The organism is Flavobacterium sp. 316 (assembly GCF_000967805.1).
GTDB classification, from domain to species: Bacteria; Bacteroidota; Bacteroidia; order Flavobacteriales; family Flavobacteriaceae; genus Flavobacterium; species Flavobacterium sediminilitoris.
This window is the reverse complement of sequence record NZ_JYGZ01000001.1, coordinates 649,170-667,401: the sequence shown is the minus strand read 5'-3', so window position 1 is coordinate 667,401 and position 18,232 is coordinate 649,170. Positions and strand designations below refer to the sequence as shown.

Annotated in this window: 22 protein-coding genes and 1 other RNA gene; 15 read left to right on the top strand and 8 right to left on the bottom strand. The window is 27.1% G+C overall.

What is annotated here, in order from left to right:
* The first annotated feature begins 37 nt into the window (after window positions 1-37).
* Window positions 38-703: a spermidine synthase gene (locus SY27_RS03065; protein WP_045967284.1), complete on the top strand. Its 666-nt coding sequence runs from the start codon at window positions 38-40 to the stop codon at window positions 701-703.
* 131 nt (window positions 704-834) lie between these two features.
* On the opposite strand, the gene SY27_RS03060 is transcribed toward SY27_RS03065, so the two are convergent.
* The 4 genes from SY27_RS03060 to SY27_RS03045 are packed head-to-tail and all read right to left on the bottom strand — an operon-like array spanning window position 835 to window position 3,945.
* A complete protein-coding gene (locus tag SY27_RS03060) occupies window positions 835-1,158 on the bottom strand; it encodes a hypothetical protein (protein WP_152640687.1) in 324 nt (107 codons plus the stop codon).
* Window positions 1,159-1,170: 12 nt separating this feature from the next.
* Window positions 1,171-1,896, bottom strand: coding sequence for a 3-deoxy-manno-octulosonate cytidylyltransferase (gene kdsB, locus SY27_RS03055; RefSeq protein WP_045967280.1), 726 nt, complete (start codon window positions 1,894-1,896; stop codon window positions 1,171-1,173).
* A gap of 54 nt (window positions 1,897-1,950) precedes the next feature.
* The gene (locus SY27_RS03050; RefSeq protein WP_045967278.1) at window positions 1,951-2,514 is read right to left on the bottom strand and encodes a DUF4126 domain-containing protein; all 564 of its coding nucleotides are present in this window, start codon (window positions 2,512-2,514) and stop codon (window positions 1,951-1,953) included.
* A gap of 6 nt (window positions 2,515-2,520) precedes the next feature.
* Window positions 2,521-3,945 carry an ATP-dependent RecD-like DNA helicase gene (locus tag SY27_RS03045; RefSeq protein WP_045967471.1) on the bottom strand — a complete coding sequence of 475 codons (1,425 nt, stop codon included), beginning with the start codon at window positions 3,943-3,945 and terminating at the stop codon, window positions 2,521-2,523.
* A gap of 121 nt (window positions 3,946-4,066) precedes the next feature.
* Between SY27_RS03045 and SY27_RS03040 the strand changes: the two genes are divergently transcribed.
* From SY27_RS03040 to SY27_RS03030, 3 genes are read left to right on the top strand one after another with little or no spacing between them, the layout of a single operon-like run.
* Window positions 4,067-4,828, top strand: coding sequence for a hypothetical protein (locus tag SY27_RS03040; protein ID WP_045967276.1), 762 nt, complete (start codon window positions 4,067-4,069; stop codon window positions 4,826-4,828).
* Window positions 4,812-5,624 (top strand): DUF3822 family protein, encoded by an 813-nt coding sequence (locus SY27_RS03035; protein WP_045967274.1) that lies wholly within the window; start codon window positions 4,812-4,814, stop codon window positions 5,622-5,624. The genes SY27_RS03040 and SY27_RS03035 overlap by 17 nt, the downstream gene beginning before the upstream one ends.
* Entirely contained in the window at window positions 5,621-6,205 is a 585-nt protein-coding gene (locus SY27_RS03030; RefSeq protein ID WP_045967273.1) for an RsmD family RNA methyltransferase, read from the top strand. Before SY27_RS03035 ends, SY27_RS03030 begins: the two co-directional genes overlap by 4 nt.
* Before the next feature lie 87 nt (window positions 6,206-6,292).
* Here SY27_RS03030 and SY27_RS03025 read toward each other — a convergent pair whose 3' ends face one another.
* Together SY27_RS03025 and rnpB are read right to left on the bottom strand one after the other, a co-directional pair.
* Window positions 6,293-6,496 carry a hypothetical protein gene (locus SY27_RS03025; protein WP_045967272.1) on the bottom strand — a complete coding sequence of 68 codons (204 nt, stop codon included), beginning with the start codon at window positions 6,494-6,496 and terminating at the stop codon, window positions 6,293-6,295.
* A 95-nt stretch (window positions 6,497-6,591) separates the two neighbouring features.
* Window positions 6,592-6,919: RNase P RNA component class A (rnpB, locus tag SY27_RS18085), an RNA gene on the bottom strand.
* 402 nt (window positions 6,920-7,321) lie between these two features.
* Between rnpB and SY27_RS03020 the strand changes: the two genes are divergently transcribed.
* The 4 genes from SY27_RS03020 (at window position 7,322) to SY27_RS03005 (ending at window position 9,966) form a co-directional block, all read left to right on the top strand.
* Window positions 7,322-7,618, top strand: coding sequence for a hypothetical protein (locus SY27_RS03020; protein WP_045967271.1), 297 nt, complete (start codon window positions 7,322-7,324; stop codon window positions 7,616-7,618).
* Window positions 7,619-7,652: 34 nt separating this feature from the next.
* Window positions 7,653-8,159, top strand: coding sequence for a hypothetical protein (locus tag SY27_RS03015; protein WP_045967270.1), 507 nt, complete (start codon window positions 7,653-7,655; stop codon window positions 8,157-8,159).
* A 71-nt stretch (window positions 8,160-8,230) separates the two neighbouring features.
* The gene (dnaX, locus tag SY27_RS03010; protein WP_045967268.1) at window positions 8,231-9,316 is read left to right on the top strand and encodes a DNA polymerase III subunit gamma/tau; all 1,086 of its coding nucleotides are present in this window, start codon (window positions 8,231-8,233) and stop codon (window positions 9,314-9,316) included.
* Between the two features lie 254 nt (window positions 9,317-9,570).
* Window positions 9,571-9,966: a hypothetical protein gene (locus SY27_RS03005; protein WP_052705109.1), complete on the top strand. Its 396-nt coding sequence runs from the start codon at window positions 9,571-9,573 to the stop codon at window positions 9,964-9,966.
* Between the two features lie 106 nt (window positions 9,967-10,072).
* On the opposite strand, the gene SY27_RS19175 is transcribed toward SY27_RS03005, so the two are convergent.
* Window positions 10,073-10,207, bottom strand: coding sequence for a hypothetical protein (locus SY27_RS19175; RefSeq protein ID WP_255350295.1), 135 nt, complete (start codon window positions 10,205-10,207; stop codon window positions 10,073-10,075).
* A 68-nt stretch (window positions 10,208-10,275) separates the two neighbouring features.
* Between SY27_RS19175 and SY27_RS03000 the strand changes: the two genes are divergently transcribed.
* From SY27_RS03000 to SY27_RS02980, 5 genes are all read left to right on the top strand, one after another.
* Window positions 10,276-11,361: a hypothetical protein gene (locus SY27_RS03000; RefSeq protein WP_152640686.1), complete on the top strand. Its 1,086-nt coding sequence runs from the start codon at window positions 10,276-10,278 to the stop codon at window positions 11,359-11,361.
* Between the two features lies 1 nt (window position 11,362).
* A complete protein-coding gene (locus SY27_RS02995) occupies window positions 11,363-11,770 on the top strand; it encodes a hypothetical protein (protein WP_045967263.1) in 408 nt (135 codons plus the stop codon).
* Window positions 11,771-11,889: 119 nt separating this feature from the next.
* Window positions 11,890-12,291: an inner membrane protein YiaA gene (gene yiaA / locus SY27_RS02990; RefSeq protein WP_045967261.1), complete on the top strand. Its 402-nt coding sequence runs from the start codon at window positions 11,890-11,892 to the stop codon at window positions 12,289-12,291.
* A gap of 108 nt (window positions 12,292-12,399) precedes the next feature.
* Window positions 12,400-13,053, top strand: coding sequence for a TetR family transcriptional regulator C-terminal domain-containing protein (locus SY27_RS02985; protein WP_045967260.1), 654 nt, complete (start codon window positions 12,400-12,402; stop codon window positions 13,051-13,053).
* A gap of 2 nt (window positions 13,054-13,055) precedes the next feature.
* The gene (locus SY27_RS02980) at window positions 13,056-14,366 is read left to right on the top strand and encodes an AarF/ABC1/UbiB kinase family protein (protein WP_045967259.1); all 1,311 of its coding nucleotides are present in this window, start codon (window positions 13,056-13,058) and stop codon (window positions 14,364-14,366) included.
* An 87-nt stretch (window positions 14,367-14,453) separates the two neighbouring features.
* Here the strand turns inward: SY27_RS02980 and guaB are convergent, their stop codons facing one another.
* Window positions 14,454-15,926, bottom strand: coding sequence for an IMP dehydrogenase (guaB, locus tag SY27_RS02975; protein ID WP_045967257.1), 1,473 nt, complete (start codon window positions 15,924-15,926; stop codon window positions 14,454-14,456).
* 479 nt (window positions 15,927-16,405) lie between these two features.
* On the opposite strand from guaB, the gene SY27_RS02970 reads away from it, so the two are divergent.
* Window positions 16,406-16,981 (top strand): hypothetical protein, encoded by a 576-nt coding sequence (locus SY27_RS02970; protein ID WP_045967255.1) that lies wholly within the window; start codon window positions 16,406-16,408, stop codon window positions 16,979-16,981.
* Between the two features lie 186 nt (window positions 16,982-17,167).
* The gene (locus SY27_RS02965; protein WP_045967253.1) at window positions 17,168-18,226 is read left to right on the top strand and encodes an efflux RND transporter periplasmic adaptor subunit; all 1,059 of its coding nucleotides are present in this window, start codon (window positions 17,168-17,170) and stop codon (window positions 18,224-18,226) included.
* Window positions 18,227-18,232 lie beyond the last annotated feature (6 nt).

Genomic DNA, 18,232 nt, shown 5'->3' with positions numbered 1-18,232 from the left:
AAATTAAAATTATATTTACAAATAGAAAGTATTTTACATGATTAAACAAATATTGAGCTTCTTATTTCCTATTACCATTTTTGAAAAAAGATCGGCTATCAGTGACAATATTGAAGTGACTTGGAATAATGGAAAACTAGTTTTAGACTCTAAAAATACTAATTATTCTTATGGGAGTCTACAAAAAGTATTAAGAAAAGGATTAATTACTATTGGATTTAAAAAGGTTCAATCCATGTCTGATATTCTAATTTTAGGTGTTGCTGGTGGAAGCGTAATAAAAACATTAGTCGATGAGATAAAATTTAAAGGAGAAATTACAGGAGTAGAAATTGATGAGAATATTATTGATATTGCAAATAAATATTTTGGATTAAATAAAATTAAAAACTATAAGACTATCATTGCTGATGCTTCTAAATTTGTTACAGAAAGTTCCAAAAAATATGATTTAATTATTATTGATATTTTTGAAGATATTGTAATGCCTAATTTTTTATTTGAAAAAGATTTTATTTATAATATTAAAAGATTACTTAATAATAATGGATTCATTTTATTCAATACAATGATACTTGATGAAAAGGTAATTAATAGAAATACTATTTTTATGCAACATTTTAAAAATGGAGAATATTACTGTAAAACTTTTTCAAATGTTGAACATTTTAATCAATTAATTTTAATTGAAAAAAGAAATTAATCTTGATTTTTATAAAATTGATAGAATACAATTGCAATGCAAATATATCTAAGTAATTCTCCAATTATAGGCACGTAAATACTTAAAAATAATTTATTTTTAGAATCATAAAAAGATTTCCAATTTTCATTCTAATTTTCATAAATATAATCTCCAACATAAAATGCATAAAGAAATTGTAAAACTTGGATAAGAACAAAGCTAACAATCAAATATTTTATTACTTTTTTATAGTTTAAATATCGTATATCTTTTAAAGATTTTAAAAAGATATAATATAAAACAACAATTATGAAATTGTATAAAAAATGCTGAATTACATTTGCATAATCATAATCTATATTATTTATAATAAAAAGATCTATAGATATAATTTGTAAAGTATATGCCAAACTCACTATAGCAATCCAAGAGCAGATTCCTAATCCTATTAAACTAAAATCTTTTTTCAACATATCTGGCATATTCTATAGCATTTGCCTTGCTTTTTCCAAATCTTCTGGAGTGTCAATTCCAATACTTGCATGCGTTGTTTCTACCATTTTTATACGCTTTCCATATTCTAAATAGCGAAGTTGTTCTAATTTTTCTGATGCTTCTAAAGATAACATTGGTAAACTATAAAAATCTAGCAAGGCTTGTTTTCTAAAAGCATAAATACCAATATGTTTCATATAACGAACACCTACGTTCTCTTCTCTAGGATATGGAATTACAGAACGTGAAAAATAAAGTGCAAAATTTTGTTGATCTACAATTACTTTTACATTATTTGGATTCTCAATATCTGTTCTATTTTTTATTTCAAACATTAATGAAGCTAAATCTACTCTGTTTTCAGTATCTTTTTTAAAAACTTCTATCACTTTTTGAAGCGGTTCTGCATTAATAAAAGGTTCATCACCTTGAACATTAATAACAATATCAACATTCATATTTTCAACCGCTTCTGCAATTCTATCACTTCCACTTTCATGCTCTTTAATACTCATAATGGCTTTTCCATTATTTTTAACTATTTCATTATAAATAAGTTCCGAATCAGTTACTACGAAAACATCATCAAACAAATTTGTATTAATAGCGGCTTCATAAGTTCTTAGAATTACTGTTTTCCCACCTAAATCTTGCATTAATTTAGCTGGGAAACGTGTAGATGCATATCGAGCAGGAATTACTGCAATTATTTTCATTGGTTCTTTTTTATATAAATCAAAAATACGTTTAATTTTAAAAATGCAGCTTTATTATTTATTCTTATTAAAAAATTTTCTAAATACTTTAATTCCAATAAAAACAATTAAAATAACAAGTAATAAAGCCAATACTGGTAAAAATATAGCTGTCACCGAGACAAAAGAAGCTGTAGCTGTTTCTGTTGTAGAAACAACGGAATTTCCTATTCCTCCTGTAGTTACAGTTGATGTAGCTCGTGTAGCAGTTGTAGCACTAGAAATAGCAGCAGCAGAACCACCACCAGCAATAATAGCTAATCCCCAAGTTAACATTGGATCAATATCTATCATTGTAGAAGCCATAGCAATTGTTCCTGCAATTGTAGCTAACGGAATTGCTATAGTATCCAATAAATTGTCAATATACGGAATATAATAAGCAATGATTTCTACAATCGTTGCAATTCCTAAACATATCATTGCAGTTGTACTTCCTATCCATAAAAAAGAATTTCCAACAGGTACATACCCATAATGTGTAGCAATACTTAATACAAATAAAGGTACAAAAACTCTAAATCCTGCTGAAGCAGCAAGACCAATTCCTAAACAAATACTAACAATTGTTTCAATCATAAACAGTTAATTTTCAAAAGATTCATCTTTAAAACCTATTAAATATAATTTTTCTTTTGCTCTGGTTACAGCTGTATACAACCAACGAAGATAATCTTGATCTACTCCATTTGGTAAGTACGGTTGTTCTATAAAAACTGTATTCCATTGTCCACCTTGTGATTTATGACAAGTTATAGCATAAGAAAACTTCACTTGTAAAGCGTTAAAGTGAGGATTATTTTTCACTTTTAAAAACTTTTTATACTGTTGTTTTTCTTCTTCATAATCTTTCATTACTTCTTGATATAATTTATTAGATTCATCATAAGTTAATGAAGGCGACTCGCTATTCACAGTATCTAAAAGTAAAACCGTTTCAAATGCAGGTTGATCTGGATAATCAATCATTCTAATTTTTACATTAGCGAATTTAAATCCATATAATTCTTGAATATTAATAATTTTTAAAATTTCAATAATATCGCCATTCGCAATAAAACCAGCATCTGAGCTTTCTTTTAGCCAAAAATAATTATTTTTTACGACCATCATTAAATCTCCAGTGGAAAGCTCTCCTTCTCTACCTAAAATTTTAGATCTTATTTGCTGATTATATTGATTTGCTCTTTTATTTGAGCGAACAATAAAAGCTGTTTCTTCTTCTCCATTTGCTTCAAAAGATTGATAAATAGCGTCTTGTATTTCATATCCATCTTGCAATCTAACAATATCTTTAAAAGAAAGTAGTTGAAATTTAAATGTATCTATAAAATGAGATTTTAATAACTCTCTCATTTCAGTTGCGTTAAATAAAATTCCTGAAGATTCAGATTGACGCATTACTTCGTCTAATTCAATTTGTTGCACTTCTTTATTAAAATGTAATGATAATAAATCACCATTCAGAGCTGGACTTACATCCAAATTAACTGGTGGCAACTGAGCAGTATCTCCTATGAATATTAATTTACAATTAACTCCAGAATCTACATAAAATATTAAATCATCCAAAAGAGATCCATTTTCATATAATTTAGATTCTTGAGAAGTATCTGAAATCATTGAAGACTCATCAACAATAAAAATTGTGTTTTTAAACTTATTTTGTTGTAAAGTGAAAGAGACAGCTCCAGAACTATTTTTTTTGGGGAAATAAATCCTTTTATGTATTGTGAATGCTGGTTTTTGAGCATAGTTACTTATCACTTTTGCAGCTCTTCCTGTTGGTGCAAGTAAAACATACTTTTTATCTGCATTTTTAAGATAGTTAACTAAAGTGGAAATAATTGTAGTTTTTCCTGTTCCAGCATATCCTTTTAAAATAAATATTTCATCATTTTCTTTTTTTAAGACAAAATCAGCAATTTTTTGAAAAAAAATGTCTTGTTTAAGAGTTGGATCAAATGGAAAATTATCGCGTAACGTTTTGTAAAACAGTGCAGAAGTCATTATTTTTTTAAATTGGCTTGTAGAATTTTTCAAATATACAGATGATTTTTTAAAGATTTTCTTTTGAGTAGAAAAAAAAATTGTAGATTTGCGTACCATTTTAACTAAAAAACTAATATAAATGTTACTATTAATCCTTTATGTAATTATAACTGGCCTTGTTGCTGTAGGCTTAGTTAAACTTATTGATAAATTTTTACCTAGTGGTGCTAGAATTGTAGTTTCTATACTTTTATGGGCTGCCACATTTTTCTTAGGTTATCTTATCTACAATTCAATAATGAAACCTATTGAATTTGATAAAGCTAAAAATGATCGTTATAAAGTAGCTGTGCAAAAAATGATTGATATCAAAAAAGCGCAGTTAGGTTACAAAACGGTTTATGGTGAATATGCAGATTCTTTTGATAAGCTTGTCAAATTTATTGAAACTGATAAATTTGCAATTGTAACTAGAAAAGATACTGCAGTTATTGATGTAGTTAAAAATAAAGCTTTTGGTATTATTACTGATGCTACTGGTAAAGGTGGTTTCTATAAAGATATCATTATTAAAGACACTTTAGGATATGTAACTGTAAAAGATTCTTTATTTAAAGATAATGATAGATACAAACATTTAGGTCTTGTTAAATTTAAAGAAATAGAAGTTCCTGTAGAAATGAAAACAAGTTTTGTAATTAGAAATGAGACTAAATTACCTGTTTTTCAAGCTACAATCGATAAAAATGCTTTACTTGAAGGTTTAGATGAAGATTTATTAGCTCAAGAAAATAAAGTAGAAGATATCAATGAAATTAATGGAGATAAAATAACACTAGGTTCTTTAGTAGAAATTACACTAACTGGAAACTGGCCAAAAAGATATGGTAATAACGACTAACGATATTACACAAAAAAATTATAAAAAATTGTCCATTCAGGTATCTCTGAGTGGACTTTCTTTTTGTGTTTTCGATTTAATTACAAAAAAAGTCATTACTCACAATAATATTGAGTTTGAAAAAAATAAAGTTATAGAAGAGCAACTTTGGAAAGTTTTTATTGATAATCCCATTTTGATTAATTCTTATGATGAAGTTATTGTTTTACACGATAATAATTTAAACACCTTTGTTCCTGATGCTCTTTTTGATGTGAATCAAATAGGAAGTTATCTTCAGTATAATGTAAAAGTTTTTGAAACAGATTTATTCAATTATGATAGTATTGAAAATTATAATATTAATAATGTTTATGTTCCATACGTAAATATCAATAATTTTTTACTTGATCAATTTAGTAGTTTTGATTACAAAAATGTAAACACTATCTTAGTAAAAAAGATTTTAGATCTTTCAATTGGAAATAATGATAAACAAGTTTTTGTTCATTTTCAACCTGATAGTTTTCAAATAATTGTTGTAAAAAATCAGTTATTATTTTTATTTAATTCTTTTGAATATTCAACTCCTGAAGATTTTATTTATTATTTATTATTTACCTATGAACAATTACAGTTGAGTCCGGAAACAATTTCAACACAATTACTAGGAAACATAGAAAAATCTAGTGATTATTTCAAAATCGCATATAAATTTATTAGACATTGTGATTTATTAAATACAGAAAAATTAATAAATGTAATTGGTAAAACAGATATTGAAATTCGTAATAACTTCATATTATTTCATTCATGAGAATCATTTCAGGAAAACACAAAGGAAGAAGAATAGTTGCTCCAAAAAAATTGCCCGTTAGACCAACTACAGATATGGCTAAAGAAGCTCTATTTAATATTATTAATAACTATTTCAACTTTAGCGATTTAAAAGTATTAGAATTGTTTGCAGGAACAGGGAATATAGGCTATGAATTTGGCTCAAGAGGAAATATAAGTGTAATTGCTGTTGATGCTGATTTTGGTTGTGTAAATTTTATAAAAAAAACAGCTACAGAATTAGAATTAGACATTACGGCCATAAAATCTGATGTCTTTTCATATTTAGATCGTTGTAATTCGTCTTTTGATATTATTTTTGCTGATCCTCCTTATGATTTATCACAAGATAATTTTGAAAAAATAGCTATTCAAATATTTGACAAAGGGATAATTGAAGAAGAAGGTATGTTAATTATTGAACATTCAAAACACACTAAACTTAACCATTTGAGTAATTTTTCATTCGCCAAGCATTATGGTGGAACAGTATTTTCTTTTTTTGAATTTGAATCAAATGATGAAGAAGTAGGCGATGAGGAAAATGAAAATGATTTATAATTTTCATGATATTACACAATAATAATTTAAATAAACAGTAGTAATAATAAATACTGTTTATTTAAATCTATTTCTTTTTTGAAAGACTTATTTAAACTCATTAACCATTTTTAGAATTGTTTCAATTCCTTTTTGAGTTTCTTCATCTTCATTGTCAATAAAGTTTTTGTTGTAACCTGAATCAAGCTCAATTTCATCATTAACAAAAGAAGTAATACTTTCAATTATTTCAACGCTATCAATTGTTAAAATTTTTTTTATTAATTCTATTTTTAACTCCTTAATTTCCATAAATATTGTTTTTTACTAAAGTTAATAAATTTTATTTTTAAAACAATAAATATTTATTTTTTAACCAATAAATAACATTTTGGAGATCTAATATAAAAAAATGCAGACCTATAAGCCGGATTCTGTATTATGCAAGAGCATAACCCTTATCATTTATCTAGATTTTACATTACTGCAAAATTCAAGCTGTCTACCCTTCAACATCGAACGAGTAATTCTTATTTAGCCTAAACTAAAATTGTTGATATACTTGACATTTCACCGCATAGAGTTTACCTGGTTTCACTACAGCATTATCTGTACATACTTTCTGTTGCACTTGTCCTCACTTTTCAGCGGATGGGCGTTACCCATTATGCTACTCTTTGGTGTCCGGACTTTCCTCCTTCTTGTTACCAAGACGACGATAAGGCGGTCTGCGAGGCAAATATAGGTATTAAACCTTCCTTATGCAATAGAATCTCTAATGATACAATCTCATTTTTTAAGAATAGAGGGTTTTCATTAACTTATTTTAAGTTTATCAATCCTGTAGAAGTAAAAAAACATCCATAAGCATCTGAAATAATTCCTAAGTCGAATTGTAAGTTATTAAATGTGCTTTTATTTACATCAGAATAAATCTGTCTATGCCCAATTTATAGCATCTCTAGAAGGACCTAATTCTTCAACAGATATGAGCTTATTTACAAATAACTTAAAAAAAATGATATTCACTACTGTAAAATTAAAAACTGACTTTTAAAGACTACTTTAACATTACTTTCTATAGAAAGCTTTATAAAAATCGTAACTTTATAGAAATGAACATTTAAACTTAAAACCATGTCAAAAATATATCATTATGCGTCTGTTTCTGAAGCTTTAACTTTATTGAAAGAAAAAGGCTTTGTTTATGATTATAATATCCATGAAAATGAAATAATGGAGAACCCTAAAGATTTTGAAATTGTTCATATTTATAGATATGAAGGAGATTCTAATCCTGATGATGAAGCTTTTGTTTATGGAATAAAATCAAAATCTGGAGAGAAAGGTGTATTTGTTACAGGTTCGTCTGCTAATTCTATTTCTGAAGCTAGTAAGGTTTTAATAGATTTATCTATTAAAAAACATTCGTAATTTTTTAGTATTTTTAGCGAAATAAAAAAAATAAATGAAGAAATTTTTCTATTTCGTACTTATTTTGATTGCTTTACTATATATATCAGTTAAAGTATTTCAGAATTATAAAGAGAATAATTTACTAAAAAATGAAGCAGTTGTAAATGTCTATTTTAATTTGCCTGAAGAAGAAATTGATAGTTACTTTGGCTTAGAAAAAGGAACATTTGATAAAACAAAACACACTATTTTGTGTAGCTTTCAAAAACAAAATAATTATTTATTAGATTACTATTATAACCTCTCTATTTATAACGGAACAGATTTAATTAATTGCGATGAAAAGTTTTCAATTGAAAAACATCGTCGTTTTAAAAAATATGATATTAATTCTTCAACAATGATTGTTAGACTAGTAAATATTCGTTCTAGTAATAACTATTCTGCTAATATTTCAAATTCAATTATTACTAAAAAAGAGGAATATATTAATATTGGTTTTGGAAAAATAAACAATATTATACTAGATAAAAATGGTGCTTCTCATTATTGTCATTAAACTAATGCTTTTTAAGGTTCACACTTGCCAATTGTAATATTTACAACTATATTTGTGATTCAATTTTTCGTATGGAACAGTTTATTGTATCAGCCCGTAAATATCGTCCACAAACTTTCAAAGATGTTGTAGGACAAAAAGCGATTACCAGTACTTTGTTGAATGCTATTGAAAACAATCATTTAGCACAAGCTTTGCTTTTTACTGGTCCTAGAGGCGTTGGTAAAACAACTTGTGCTCGTATTTTAGCTCGAAAAATTAATCAAGAAGATTATGATGATCCTAATGAAGATTTTTCTTTTAATGTTTTTGAATTAGATGCTGCTTCAAATAATGGTGTTGATGATATTAGAAGTATTATTGATCAAGTAAGAATACCTCCACAAACCGGGAAATACAAAGTTTATATTATAGATGAGGTGCACATGCTATCTCAAGCCGCTTTTAATGCTTTTCTTAAAACATTGGAAGAACCACCTAAACATGCTATTTTTATTCTTGCAACTACTGAGAAGCATAAAATTATACCTACCATTCTCTCTCGTTGTCAAATATTTGATTTCAAAAGAATTACAGTTAATGATGCGAAAGAACATTTAGCTGAAATAGCAAAAGAACAAGGCGTTACTTTTGAAGATGACGCATTACATATTATTGCTCAAAAAGCAGATGGAGCTATGCGAGATGCTTTATCTATCTTTGACAGAGTGGTTTCATATTGTGGAAATAACCTTACAAGACAAGCTGTTACAGAAAACTTAAACGTTTTAGATTTTGAATATTATATTAAAATAACCTATTTAATTTTAGAAAATAAGATTCCAGATTTATTAATTGCTTACAATGACATTTTAGCGAAAGGGTTTGATGGACATCACTTTATTTCTGGTTTAGCTTCTCATTTTAGAGATATATTAGTTTGTAAAAATCCTGCTACATTATCACTTTTAGAAGCTGGTGAAAAAGCACAGGCTTTATATGCTGAACAATCGCAAAAAGCAACACAGGATTTTTTATTAAAAGGTATTGAATTAGCAAACGAAACAGATTTAAAGTATAAAAACAGTCAAAATCAGCGTCTTTTGGTAGAACTTTGCTTAATGCAATTAGCCTCTATCACTTTTGATGGAGAAAAAAAAAAGTTAAGTCCTTTATAATTCCAGCAACTTATTTTAGAAATGCAGATTATTCTATTACTGAAGTAAAGCAAAATAATCCTAAAACAGAAGTAAAACCTACAGAAAACAAAGAAACTATTGCTGAGAACAAACCTAATACTATTCTTCCAGCAGTAGAAATTAAACCTGAACCTATTATTCAGAATTTAAAAACTGAAATTGGTTCTAAAAACACTATTTCCGCTCTTTCATTATCAAGTATTAGGGCTAAAAAGGAATTAGAAGCTAAACAAATGAATCATGTGAAACATCGTGATGAATTACCAACAGAAGCTTTTACAGAAACCGATATGCGTTTAATTTGGGATAAATTTGCACAGCGTTTAACTAATCAAGGAAAAAGGTTAATGGCAACTTATATGCAAATGAATGATCCAAAACTTGAAGGAACAATTATTAAATTAGAATTACCAAACCAAAGCACTAGAGAAGAATTTTTATCAGGTAACAATGAACTTTTAGGTTATTTAAGAGGTAAATTACACAATCATGATATTACTATTGAAGTAATTGTAAATGAAACTACAGAAACAAAATATGCCTTTACTCCTATTGAAAAATATGAAAAATTAAAAAGTATTAATCCTAATCTCGAATTATTAAAAAAATTGTTTGATTTGGATGTTTAAAATATTTATCATTCTTCATATTATAAAATTTAATTACAACAACCTTTCAGTACATTTATAGTACATTCATAATTTTAAACACGTAAAATTGAAATTATAATATCATTTATCCAAGACAATTTGGGAAATCTTTTTGTTTTCTATTACCTTTTGGAATACTCAAAGAATTTGATAAACTAAATGATGGAATTACTAGATTTTTATAAGGCAGTAATCTTACAATAAAAAGTAGAAAAAACATGATAGATTATTTTTAATTATAGAAATTAACTAAAAAATGATTAATATTGATTATAAAAGAAGAATATAATGAAATTAAAATATATACTATACTTGTTTTTTATCACAACTATTAGTCACTCACAAAATCTGCTAAAAAATTTATATGATATAGATACTAATTTTCCTTCTAAAATGGAAAAATCAAAAGCATTTATTGAACAAATATGTTCAGATTTACTTATCTATAATTTAATTCCAGGAGGTAATAACTCACACCATTCTAGTTACCAGTTTGAAATAAAGTCAAAAAATAATTTAAAATTCAATCTTCCATTTACAGATTCTTTTTCAATTGAATTTTTCGATTATAAAACGAAACAACCTGTAAAAGAACATCTATTTTATGTCAATTACTATTTTCAATATCTTTCATATAATCATGAGTTTGATTTAAATGAAGAAACCTTTTCACCTTATACATATTTTACTCTTGCTACTGAAATAAATAACTATACCGAAACAGATATAGTAAGAGAAATTTTATATAATTTATACAAAGATCCTTTTGATAATAGATATTCATTAGTTATTAACGAAATAAACAAGCAAGTAAACTCAAATTTAAAACTATCGTTAGATGAGGTTTTAAATGAAGATGAGTCATTAACAATGAATGAAAAAATAGAAAATTTAACAAATGCACTATATGATCATTTTGATGAAGATTTAATGCCTATTCTATTTAAAACATTCTTTAAAGATAAATCAGATGAGAAATCACTTGAAAACATAAAGAAATTTTTTAATGATAATATTATTGAACAAGTTGATAATGTTTTACAACCAAAAATTGAAATCAATACAAATCAAAGCGCTTTTTTAAATATTCCAAATAAATACATAAGTGTAGCAAGTGAAGAGCTACATTATCTTGTAAATAATATAGAGACCATTCTTGATTTTAAAAATAAATGCCTAATTCTAAACCTTAAAAACAATTCATTAACAAAATTAATACTAAAACAAGCCACATTAGTTGAGAATGACAAAACAGTAAATAATATAGAAATAACGTCGAAAAACATCCAAATAAAAATTACTGAAACCAATACTAAATTATATATTGAGGACACTTTTAGCAAGAAAAAATATGAAATAATACTAAAAAAATAATATGAAAACAATAATACTCTTACTACCCTTTTTGCTAATCTCTATTGTATCTAAAGCACAAAAAAACAACTATATAGGCAATTATGAAAAGGAAATTAAAGCTATTACAGGAGAAATTTTTCAATACAAACTAGAAATTAATGCAGATAGTACATTTACCTTTCATTATTTTAGAAATATTGGTCAACCTCAAAGTATTAATGAAAACAGCTGTGGAAAAGGTACTTGGAAAATAATTAAAAATATTATACACTTTTACACTGATGCAGAAAATGATATTAACACTAAATATCAATTAAATTTCACAAACTCAAAAGGAAGATTTGATCATAAAGACAAAAAATTATTTCGTTTTTATCATTCTGATATCCGATGGATAGAAAAATTAACTATTTTAAAAGTAGATTAAAAAAACACTTTTATATTTTTAAAGTTTTATTTTTATTTTCAACTTTCTTAAAATTGAGTTAATAAATTTTAGAAATCAATAAAAAATATCTTACATTTATCTAAATAAAATAACAAAATATGAATCAAAAACCGTCAAATGCATTTATTGCAGCATCATGGATTGCTTTAGGAGCAGGAATGGCAGGATACTTAATCGGGTTATTTAGAGCTGAAATGCTTTTAAATGAAAAAGGCTATTACTTTACTATTCTAATGTTTGGATTGTTTGCTGTAATATCATTACAAAAAAGCGTAAGAGATCGATTAGAAAATATTCCAGTAACAGAATTATACTATGGTATTTGTTGGTTTGCTACAATATTATCAATTGCATTATTAGTTATTGGCTTGTGGAATGCAACATTACTACCTAGTGAAAAAGGGTTTTATGCTTTTTCATTTCTTCTGGCCATATTTGGTGCTATTACAGTACAAAAGAACACTAGAGATAGTCAACAAATAAAAAATAAAGAAGAATAACTATAATTTATAAAAGTATTTCAACTTCATTAATTTATATTTTGTTTAACTAATGTTAAGATAATACAGATTATAAAAAGCGGTATCTTTGAGATAAAATCAATTGATATGGCTAAAAAAATCAATTTCAACAAACAAAGTATTATTTCTGAATATTCAAAAATAATTTTAGAAAGTGGTAAAAGACCAAGTTCTATTTATCTTTTTTGTCAACACCTCAAAGTTGAAGAATCACAATTTTATCAATTCTTCACTAGTTTAGAACAAATTGAACAGTCTATTTTTACTACTTTTTTTGAAAGTACAATAAAGTTACTATCTGACAGTGAAGAATACAATATTTATGATGCTAAAACAAAAGTATTAAGCTTCTATTTTACTTATTTTGAACAATTAACAGCAAATAGAAGTTTAATTATTTATTTACTACATGAAGATAAAAATCAACTTAAAAACTTAAAAAAACTAAGTGATTTACGCTCACATTTTAAGCATTTTATAGAAGAACTAGCACTCGAACCTATTAAAATTCCACAAGAATCTATTGAAAAAATCCAACAAAAAAGCATTTCTGAAATGGCCTGGATTCAATTTCTCATGACTTTAAAGTTTTGGATAGACGACACTTCACCTTCTTTTCAAAAAACTGATATTTTTATTGAAAAATCAGTGCATGCTAGCTTTGATTTAATGGATTTAACACCATTAAAAAACATCATTGATTTTGGAAAATTTCTTTGGAACGAAAAAGTAAAAGTATAGTTATGAAAACATTAGATAGCATTCCTACTTCAAAAATACAACGTGCCTCAAAATTAATTCAAACAGGAGCAAAAGTTGGTGTTAATTACTTAAAATATTATGGTGATAAACTGACTAAAACAGAAGAAGAAGCCAAAGAAAACCTAAACCTTTCAAATGCCGAAGATATTTATGATGGTTTAAAACAAATGAAAGGAAGTGCTTTAAAAGTAGCGCAAATGCTAAGTATGGAAAAAAGTATTCTACCCAAAGCTTATGTAGAAAAATTTTCATTAGCTCAGTTTTTCGTTCCACCATTATCAGCTCCATTAGTCATAAAAACCTTTAAAAATTATTTCGGAAAAAGTCCATATGAAATTTTTGACACATTTAATGCTACTTCTATAAATGCAGCTAGTATTGGTCAGGTACATGAAGCCGAATTAAATGGCAAAAAATTAGCAGTAAAAATTCAATATCCAGGTGTAGCAGATAGTATTTCTTCAGATCTAGCATTAGTTAAACCAATAGCTATTAAAATGTTTAATATCAAAGGGAAAGACTCCGATAAATATTTTAAAGAAGTAGAAAATAAATTAATTGAAGAAACCGATTATATAAACGAAGTAAAACAAAGTAAAGAAATAGCAACAGCTTGTAAACATTTGCCTAATTTATCTTTTCCAGAATATTATGAAGCATGGTCATCTGAACGAATCATTACCATGGATTGGATGTCAGGAAAACATTTATCTGAATTTACAGCTATAAATACCAATCAAGAAACAGCAAATACTATAGGTCAAGCTCTTTGGGATTTTTATATGTATCAAATGCACGTTATTAAAAAAGTACATGCCGATCCGCATCCTGGAAATTTCTTAGTATCTGATGAAGGAAAACTAATTATTCTCGATTTTGGTTGTATGAAAACTGTACCTGATGATTTTTATACACCTTATTTTGAATTGGCTAAAAAAGAGAACATTAATAATCCTGTTTTTTTTGAAGAAAAACTCTATGAGTTGGAAATTTTAAAACCAGAAGACACAAAAGAAGAAAAAGTTTTCTTTTCTACTTTATTTCATGAAATGTTAAGCCTATTTACTCAACCTTTTCATAATGAAATTTTTGACTTTTCAGATGAAACATTCTTTGGAAAAATTGCTGAATTAGGTGAACGTTATTCTAAAAGTACAGAAATTAGAAATATGAATGGTAACAGAGGTTCTAAGCACTTTATTTACATTAACAGAACCTTCTTTGGGTTATATAATCTAATGCATGATATCAAAGCTAATACTGTAGTAATTAATAATTTCTTGAAATATTAATTATTGATTTCGATATTTAAAAATAAAAAAAGCTATCTACATTAAATAGATAGCTTTTCGCATTATAATCTAAAAACTAAAAAAGTATTATCTTGAATAATTAGGAGCTTCTTTAGTAATGGTTACATTATGCGGATGACTTTCCCCTATTCCACTTGCCGTAATTCTTACAAAACGACCTGTTTCTTGAAGTGTAGGGATATCTTTTGAACCACAATACCCCATTCCTGCACGAAGTCCACCAATAAACTGTAACATACTTTCTGCTAATTCTCCTTTGTATGGAACACGTCCTACAATTCCTTCTGGAACTAGTTTTTTAACATCGTCTTCTACATCTTGAAAATAACGATCTTTTGAACCTTCTTTCATCGCTTCAACAGATCCCATTCCTCTATATGATTTAAATTTTCTTCCTTCAAAAATAATAGTTTCTCCTGGCGATTCTTTTGTTCCTGCTAATAAAGATCCTAGCATTACACAATCAGCTCCAGCTGCCATTGCTTTTGGAATATCTCCTGTATAACGAATTCCTCCATCTGCAATAACAGGAACTCCACTTCCTTTTATAGCGGCTGCAACCTCTAAAACAGCGGAAAATTGAGGAAAACCTACTCCTGCTACTACACGAGTTGTACAAATTGAACCTGGTCCTATTCCTACCTTTACTCCATCAGCTCCATTATCTACTAGATATTGTGCCGCTTCAGGTGTTGCAATGTTCCCAACAATTACATCAAGATTTGGGAAAGCTGTTTTTACAGCTTTTAATACATCTACCACTCCTTTTGTATGTCCGTGTGCTGTATCTATAATCACAGCATCTACACCTGCATTTACCAGTGCACTTGCTCTTTCTACTGCATCTGCTGTTACTCCTAAAGCTGCTGCTACTCTTAAACGTCCATACGTATCTTTATTTGCAATAGGCTTCTGCGTTAATTTTGTAATATCTCTAAAAGTGATTAACCCTGCTAGTTTATTTCCTTCTGAAACTACTAATAGCTTTTCAATTTTATGATCTTGTAGTATTTCTTCTGCTTGTTGTAATGTTGTACCTACTGTAGCTGTTACTAAATTCTTTGAAGTCATTACTTCTGTAATGGGTCTATCATTAATTTTTTCGAAACGTAAATCTCTATTCGTAACAATTCCTTTTAGTGTCATGTTATCATCTACTACAGGAATTCCTCCTATACTATGCTCTTTCATAGCTCTTTTCGCATCACCTACTGTTGCAGTTAAAGGCAATGTTACAGGATCGATGATCATTCCTGATTCAGCACGTTTTACTTTGCGTACTTCTGCAGCTTGGCGTTCAATTGACATATTTTTATGTAACACTCCAATTCCTCCTTCTTGAGCCATTGCAATTGCCATAGCACTTTCAGTAACAGTATCCATTGCAGCAGATGCAATAGGAACATTTAAAGTAATATTTCTTGAAAATTTTGATTGAATACTAACTTCTCTTGGAAGTATTTGAGAGTAATTTGGAATTAGAAGAACATCATCATAAGTTAATCCTTCTCCAATAATTTTAGTAGTGTGTGCTTTCATCTTGCAATTTGTAGTTAAATTGCATGCAAATATAGAAAAAAAATAGAAAATTTAGTTTAGAATTTTGAAGTTTTTTCTATTTTTAAAATAGAATTTAAATAGTCACTAAACTGACAATTATTAATCATTAAAACTTAATCAAAAACAAATCACTTTTCTACACTACCAAAAATTACTCAATAAATCATTAACTTAAAAAGGGGTTCAAGTACATATAAATACGTATTGCGAGTTTAAAAAGAATAGATTACGTTTGTAAATATAAAGAATATAATTTGTTATATACGCAAACAAGTTAAACATAATTATATTGAAAAACTTTATCAATATATTCATTTTCTTAGTTTTAGGATCTAAATAAAATAATGGATTAAATATTATTCTTTCAAAAATTATTCTTGATGGTTCTACTAAATTTAAAATTACACAACTAATTAAAATCTATAATTCTTAGTTTTTAATTATATAAAAAAACAAAATTGAAGATCAAACAAGCATATCTAAAGGGAAAATCTATTTTTATAATTTCACTATTCGTAATTGGTATTACTATTTTAACTGTTTACCTTACTGGAAAAAATTATAATCGAACAGTAACTTCTAATTTATATATTTCATTATCAATAATTGGAACTATTCTTTTTTTCTTCATGACTTATGGACTCTACAAAGGAATTCGATTAACTAACAATTTTCCGAAATTTAAAAACGTTAAAACAAAAAATTGGATTACGCAATCTAATATATTACCTAACTTACCCGATATTTCCATTGGAGATGAAATTGGAGGAATAATTATCTCAATACTACTTTGGATTGGAATGACAATATTCATTTTTGTTCTTTTAATTGTATTAGAAATTATATTTTTGTTTTCTGTTTTTATACTTCTAGCGATGCTTTATTGGATATTTTTTCGAGGATTAAAATTTATATTATCAAAATCAAGTAAAACAAAAGGAGACCTAACGCTTTCTTTAATTTACTCTCTATTTTACACCTTACTATCAACAAGTTGGATATTTTTAATTGTGTATTTAAGTGAAATATTTTGATGAAAAAATGATAGAAAAATATTTTTCACACTTAACTTAAATAAAAATGGAATATTCCACAACTAAAACATTGTAGTATAGAAAATCATCATATTTGTATCTACAAATGTTAAAAAAATTGTAACGAATTCGCTTTATATACTTTGAACTATTAGATTTGTCATAAGGAAAACTTATACAAAAATAATGAAAGTAAAAACAATACTCTTTACACTTTTAATTCTCTCATTTTTAGGACTAATTGGCTATAGAATACTAAGCAATTCTTCAACAAACAATAAAACAAAAAATGAAAATGCTAAAAAACCTCTTTCACAGGTTAAAGGAATTATTGTTAAAGAAGAAAAATTTTCTAATATTATTTCCGTTTCAGGATCAATAGAAGCAAACGAGCAAGTAGAAATAAGAAGCGAAGTATCTGGAATTGTAGAAAAAATATCATTTTTAGAAGGAACCAATGTAAACAAAGGACAAATTCTATTGAAGGTAAATGATAGTGAATTAAGAGCACAATTAGCCCAAGCCATTACAAAACAAAATTTAGCTCGTGAAAATGAAAGAAGAGCTAAACTTCTACTAGAAAAAGAGGCCATTAGTCAAGAAGAATATGATATTGCTAGTGCCGAATATAGAAGCCTACAATCGCAAACACAATTAATTCAAGCTCAAATTGCCAAAACAAATATTAAAGCTCCTTTTTCTGGAAAAATAGGATTGCGAAACATATCACCAGGTACATATCTCACTCCTACTACTGTTGTTACCAATCTAGTAAATTTAAATCCATTAAAAATTACATTTTCTATACCTGAAAAATACTCCTCTGAAATAAAAACAAACACAGAAATAACTTTTACCGTTTCAGGGTCAACACAGAAATTCAAAGCCATTATTTACGCAATAGAACCTAGTGTAGACATCAATACCAGAACTCTTTTAGTACGAGCAAAAGCAGAAAACAACGAAGGAAAACTTTTTCCAGGCACATACGCAAACGTAAAACTACCATTAAGCGAAATTGAAAATGCTATTCTAATTCCTACAGAAGCTATAATTCCAATACAAAACGGTAAAAAAGTATTTATTTCAGAAAAAGGAAAAGCCAAAGAAATACTAGTAGAAACAGACACTAGAACAGAAAAATCAATACTAATTTTAAATGGTCTAAAAGCAGGAGACACATTATTAACAAGTGGAATAATGGGACTGAAACCAGAAACTCCTTTAAATGTTACAATTCAATAAGTCAAA

Bases quoted from the DNA above. Each gene is read 5' to 3' on its own strand.
- SY27_RS03025 (WP_045967272.1), bottom strand. From the start codon at position 6,496: ATGGAAATTAAGGAGTTAAAAATAGAATTAATAAAAAAAATTTTAACA.
- SY27_RS03030 (WP_045967273.1), top strand. From the start codon at position 5,621: ATGAGAATCATTTCAGGAAAACACAAAGGAAGAAGAATAGTTGCTCCA.
- SY27_RS03005 (WP_052705109.1), top strand. From the start codon at position 9,571: ATGAATCATGTGAAACATCGTGATGAATTACCAACAGAAGCTTTTACA.
- SY27_RS02965 (WP_045967253.1), top strand. From the start codon at position 17,168: ATGAAAGTAAAAACAATACTCTTTACACTTTTAATTCTCTCATTTTTA.
- SY27_RS03050 (WP_045967278.1), bottom strand. From the start codon at position 2,514: ATGATTGAAACAATTGTTAGTATTTGTTTAGGAATTGGTCTTGCTGCT.
- SY27_RS03035 (WP_045967274.1), top strand. From the start codon at position 4,812: ATGGTAATAACGACTAACGATATTACACAAAAAAATTATAAAAAATTG.
- dnaX (WP_045967268.1), top strand. From the start codon at position 8,231: ATGGAACAGTTTATTGTATCAGCCCGTAAATATCGTCCACAAACTTTC.
- SY27_RS03065 (WP_045967284.1), top strand. From the start codon at position 38: ATGATTAAACAAATATTGAGCTTCTTATTTCCTATTACCATTTTTGAA.
- SY27_RS03040 (WP_045967276.1), top strand. From the start codon at position 4,067: ATGTTACTATTAATCCTTTATGTAATTATAACTGGCCTTGTTGCTGTA.
- SY27_RS19175 (WP_255350295.1), bottom strand. From the start codon at position 10,207: ATGTTTTTTCTACTTTTTATTGTAAGATTACTGCCTTATAAAAATCTA.
- SY27_RS03000 (WP_152640686.1), top strand. From the start codon at position 10,276: ATGAAATTAAAATATATACTATACTTGTTTTTTATCACAACTATTAGT.
- guaB (WP_045967257.1), bottom strand. From the start codon at position 15,926: ATGAAAGCACACACTACTAAAATTATTGGAGAAGGATTAACTTATGAT.
- SY27_RS02995 (WP_045967263.1), top strand. From the start codon at position 11,363: ATGAAAACAATAATACTCTTACTACCCTTTTTGCTAATCTCTATTGTA.
- SY27_RS02980 (WP_045967259.1), top strand. From the start codon at position 13,056: ATGAAAACATTAGATAGCATTCCTACTTCAAAAATACAACGTGCCTCA.
- SY27_RS03045 (WP_045967471.1), bottom strand. From the start codon at position 3,945: ATGACTTCTGCACTGTTTTACAAAACGTTACGCGATAATTTTCCATTT.
- SY27_RS03020 (WP_045967271.1), top strand. From the start codon at position 7,322: ATGTCAAAAATATATCATTATGCGTCTGTTTCTGAAGCTTTAACTTTA.
- yiaA (WP_045967261.1), top strand. From the start codon at position 11,890: ATGAATCAAAAACCGTCAAATGCATTTATTGCAGCATCATGGATTGCT.
- SY27_RS02985 (WP_045967260.1), top strand. From the start codon at position 12,400: ATGGCTAAAAAAATCAATTTCAACAAACAAAGTATTATTTCTGAATAT.
- SY27_RS03060 (WP_152640687.1), bottom strand. From the start codon at position 1,158: ATGTTGAAAAAAGATTTTAGTTTAATAGGATTAGGAATCTGCTCTTGG.
- kdsB (WP_045967280.1), bottom strand. From the start codon at position 1,896: ATGAAAATAATTGCAGTAATTCCTGCTCGATATGCATCTACACGTTTC.
- SY27_RS03015 (WP_045967270.1), top strand. From the start codon at position 7,653: ATGAAGAAATTTTTCTATTTCGTACTTATTTTGATTGCTTTACTATAT.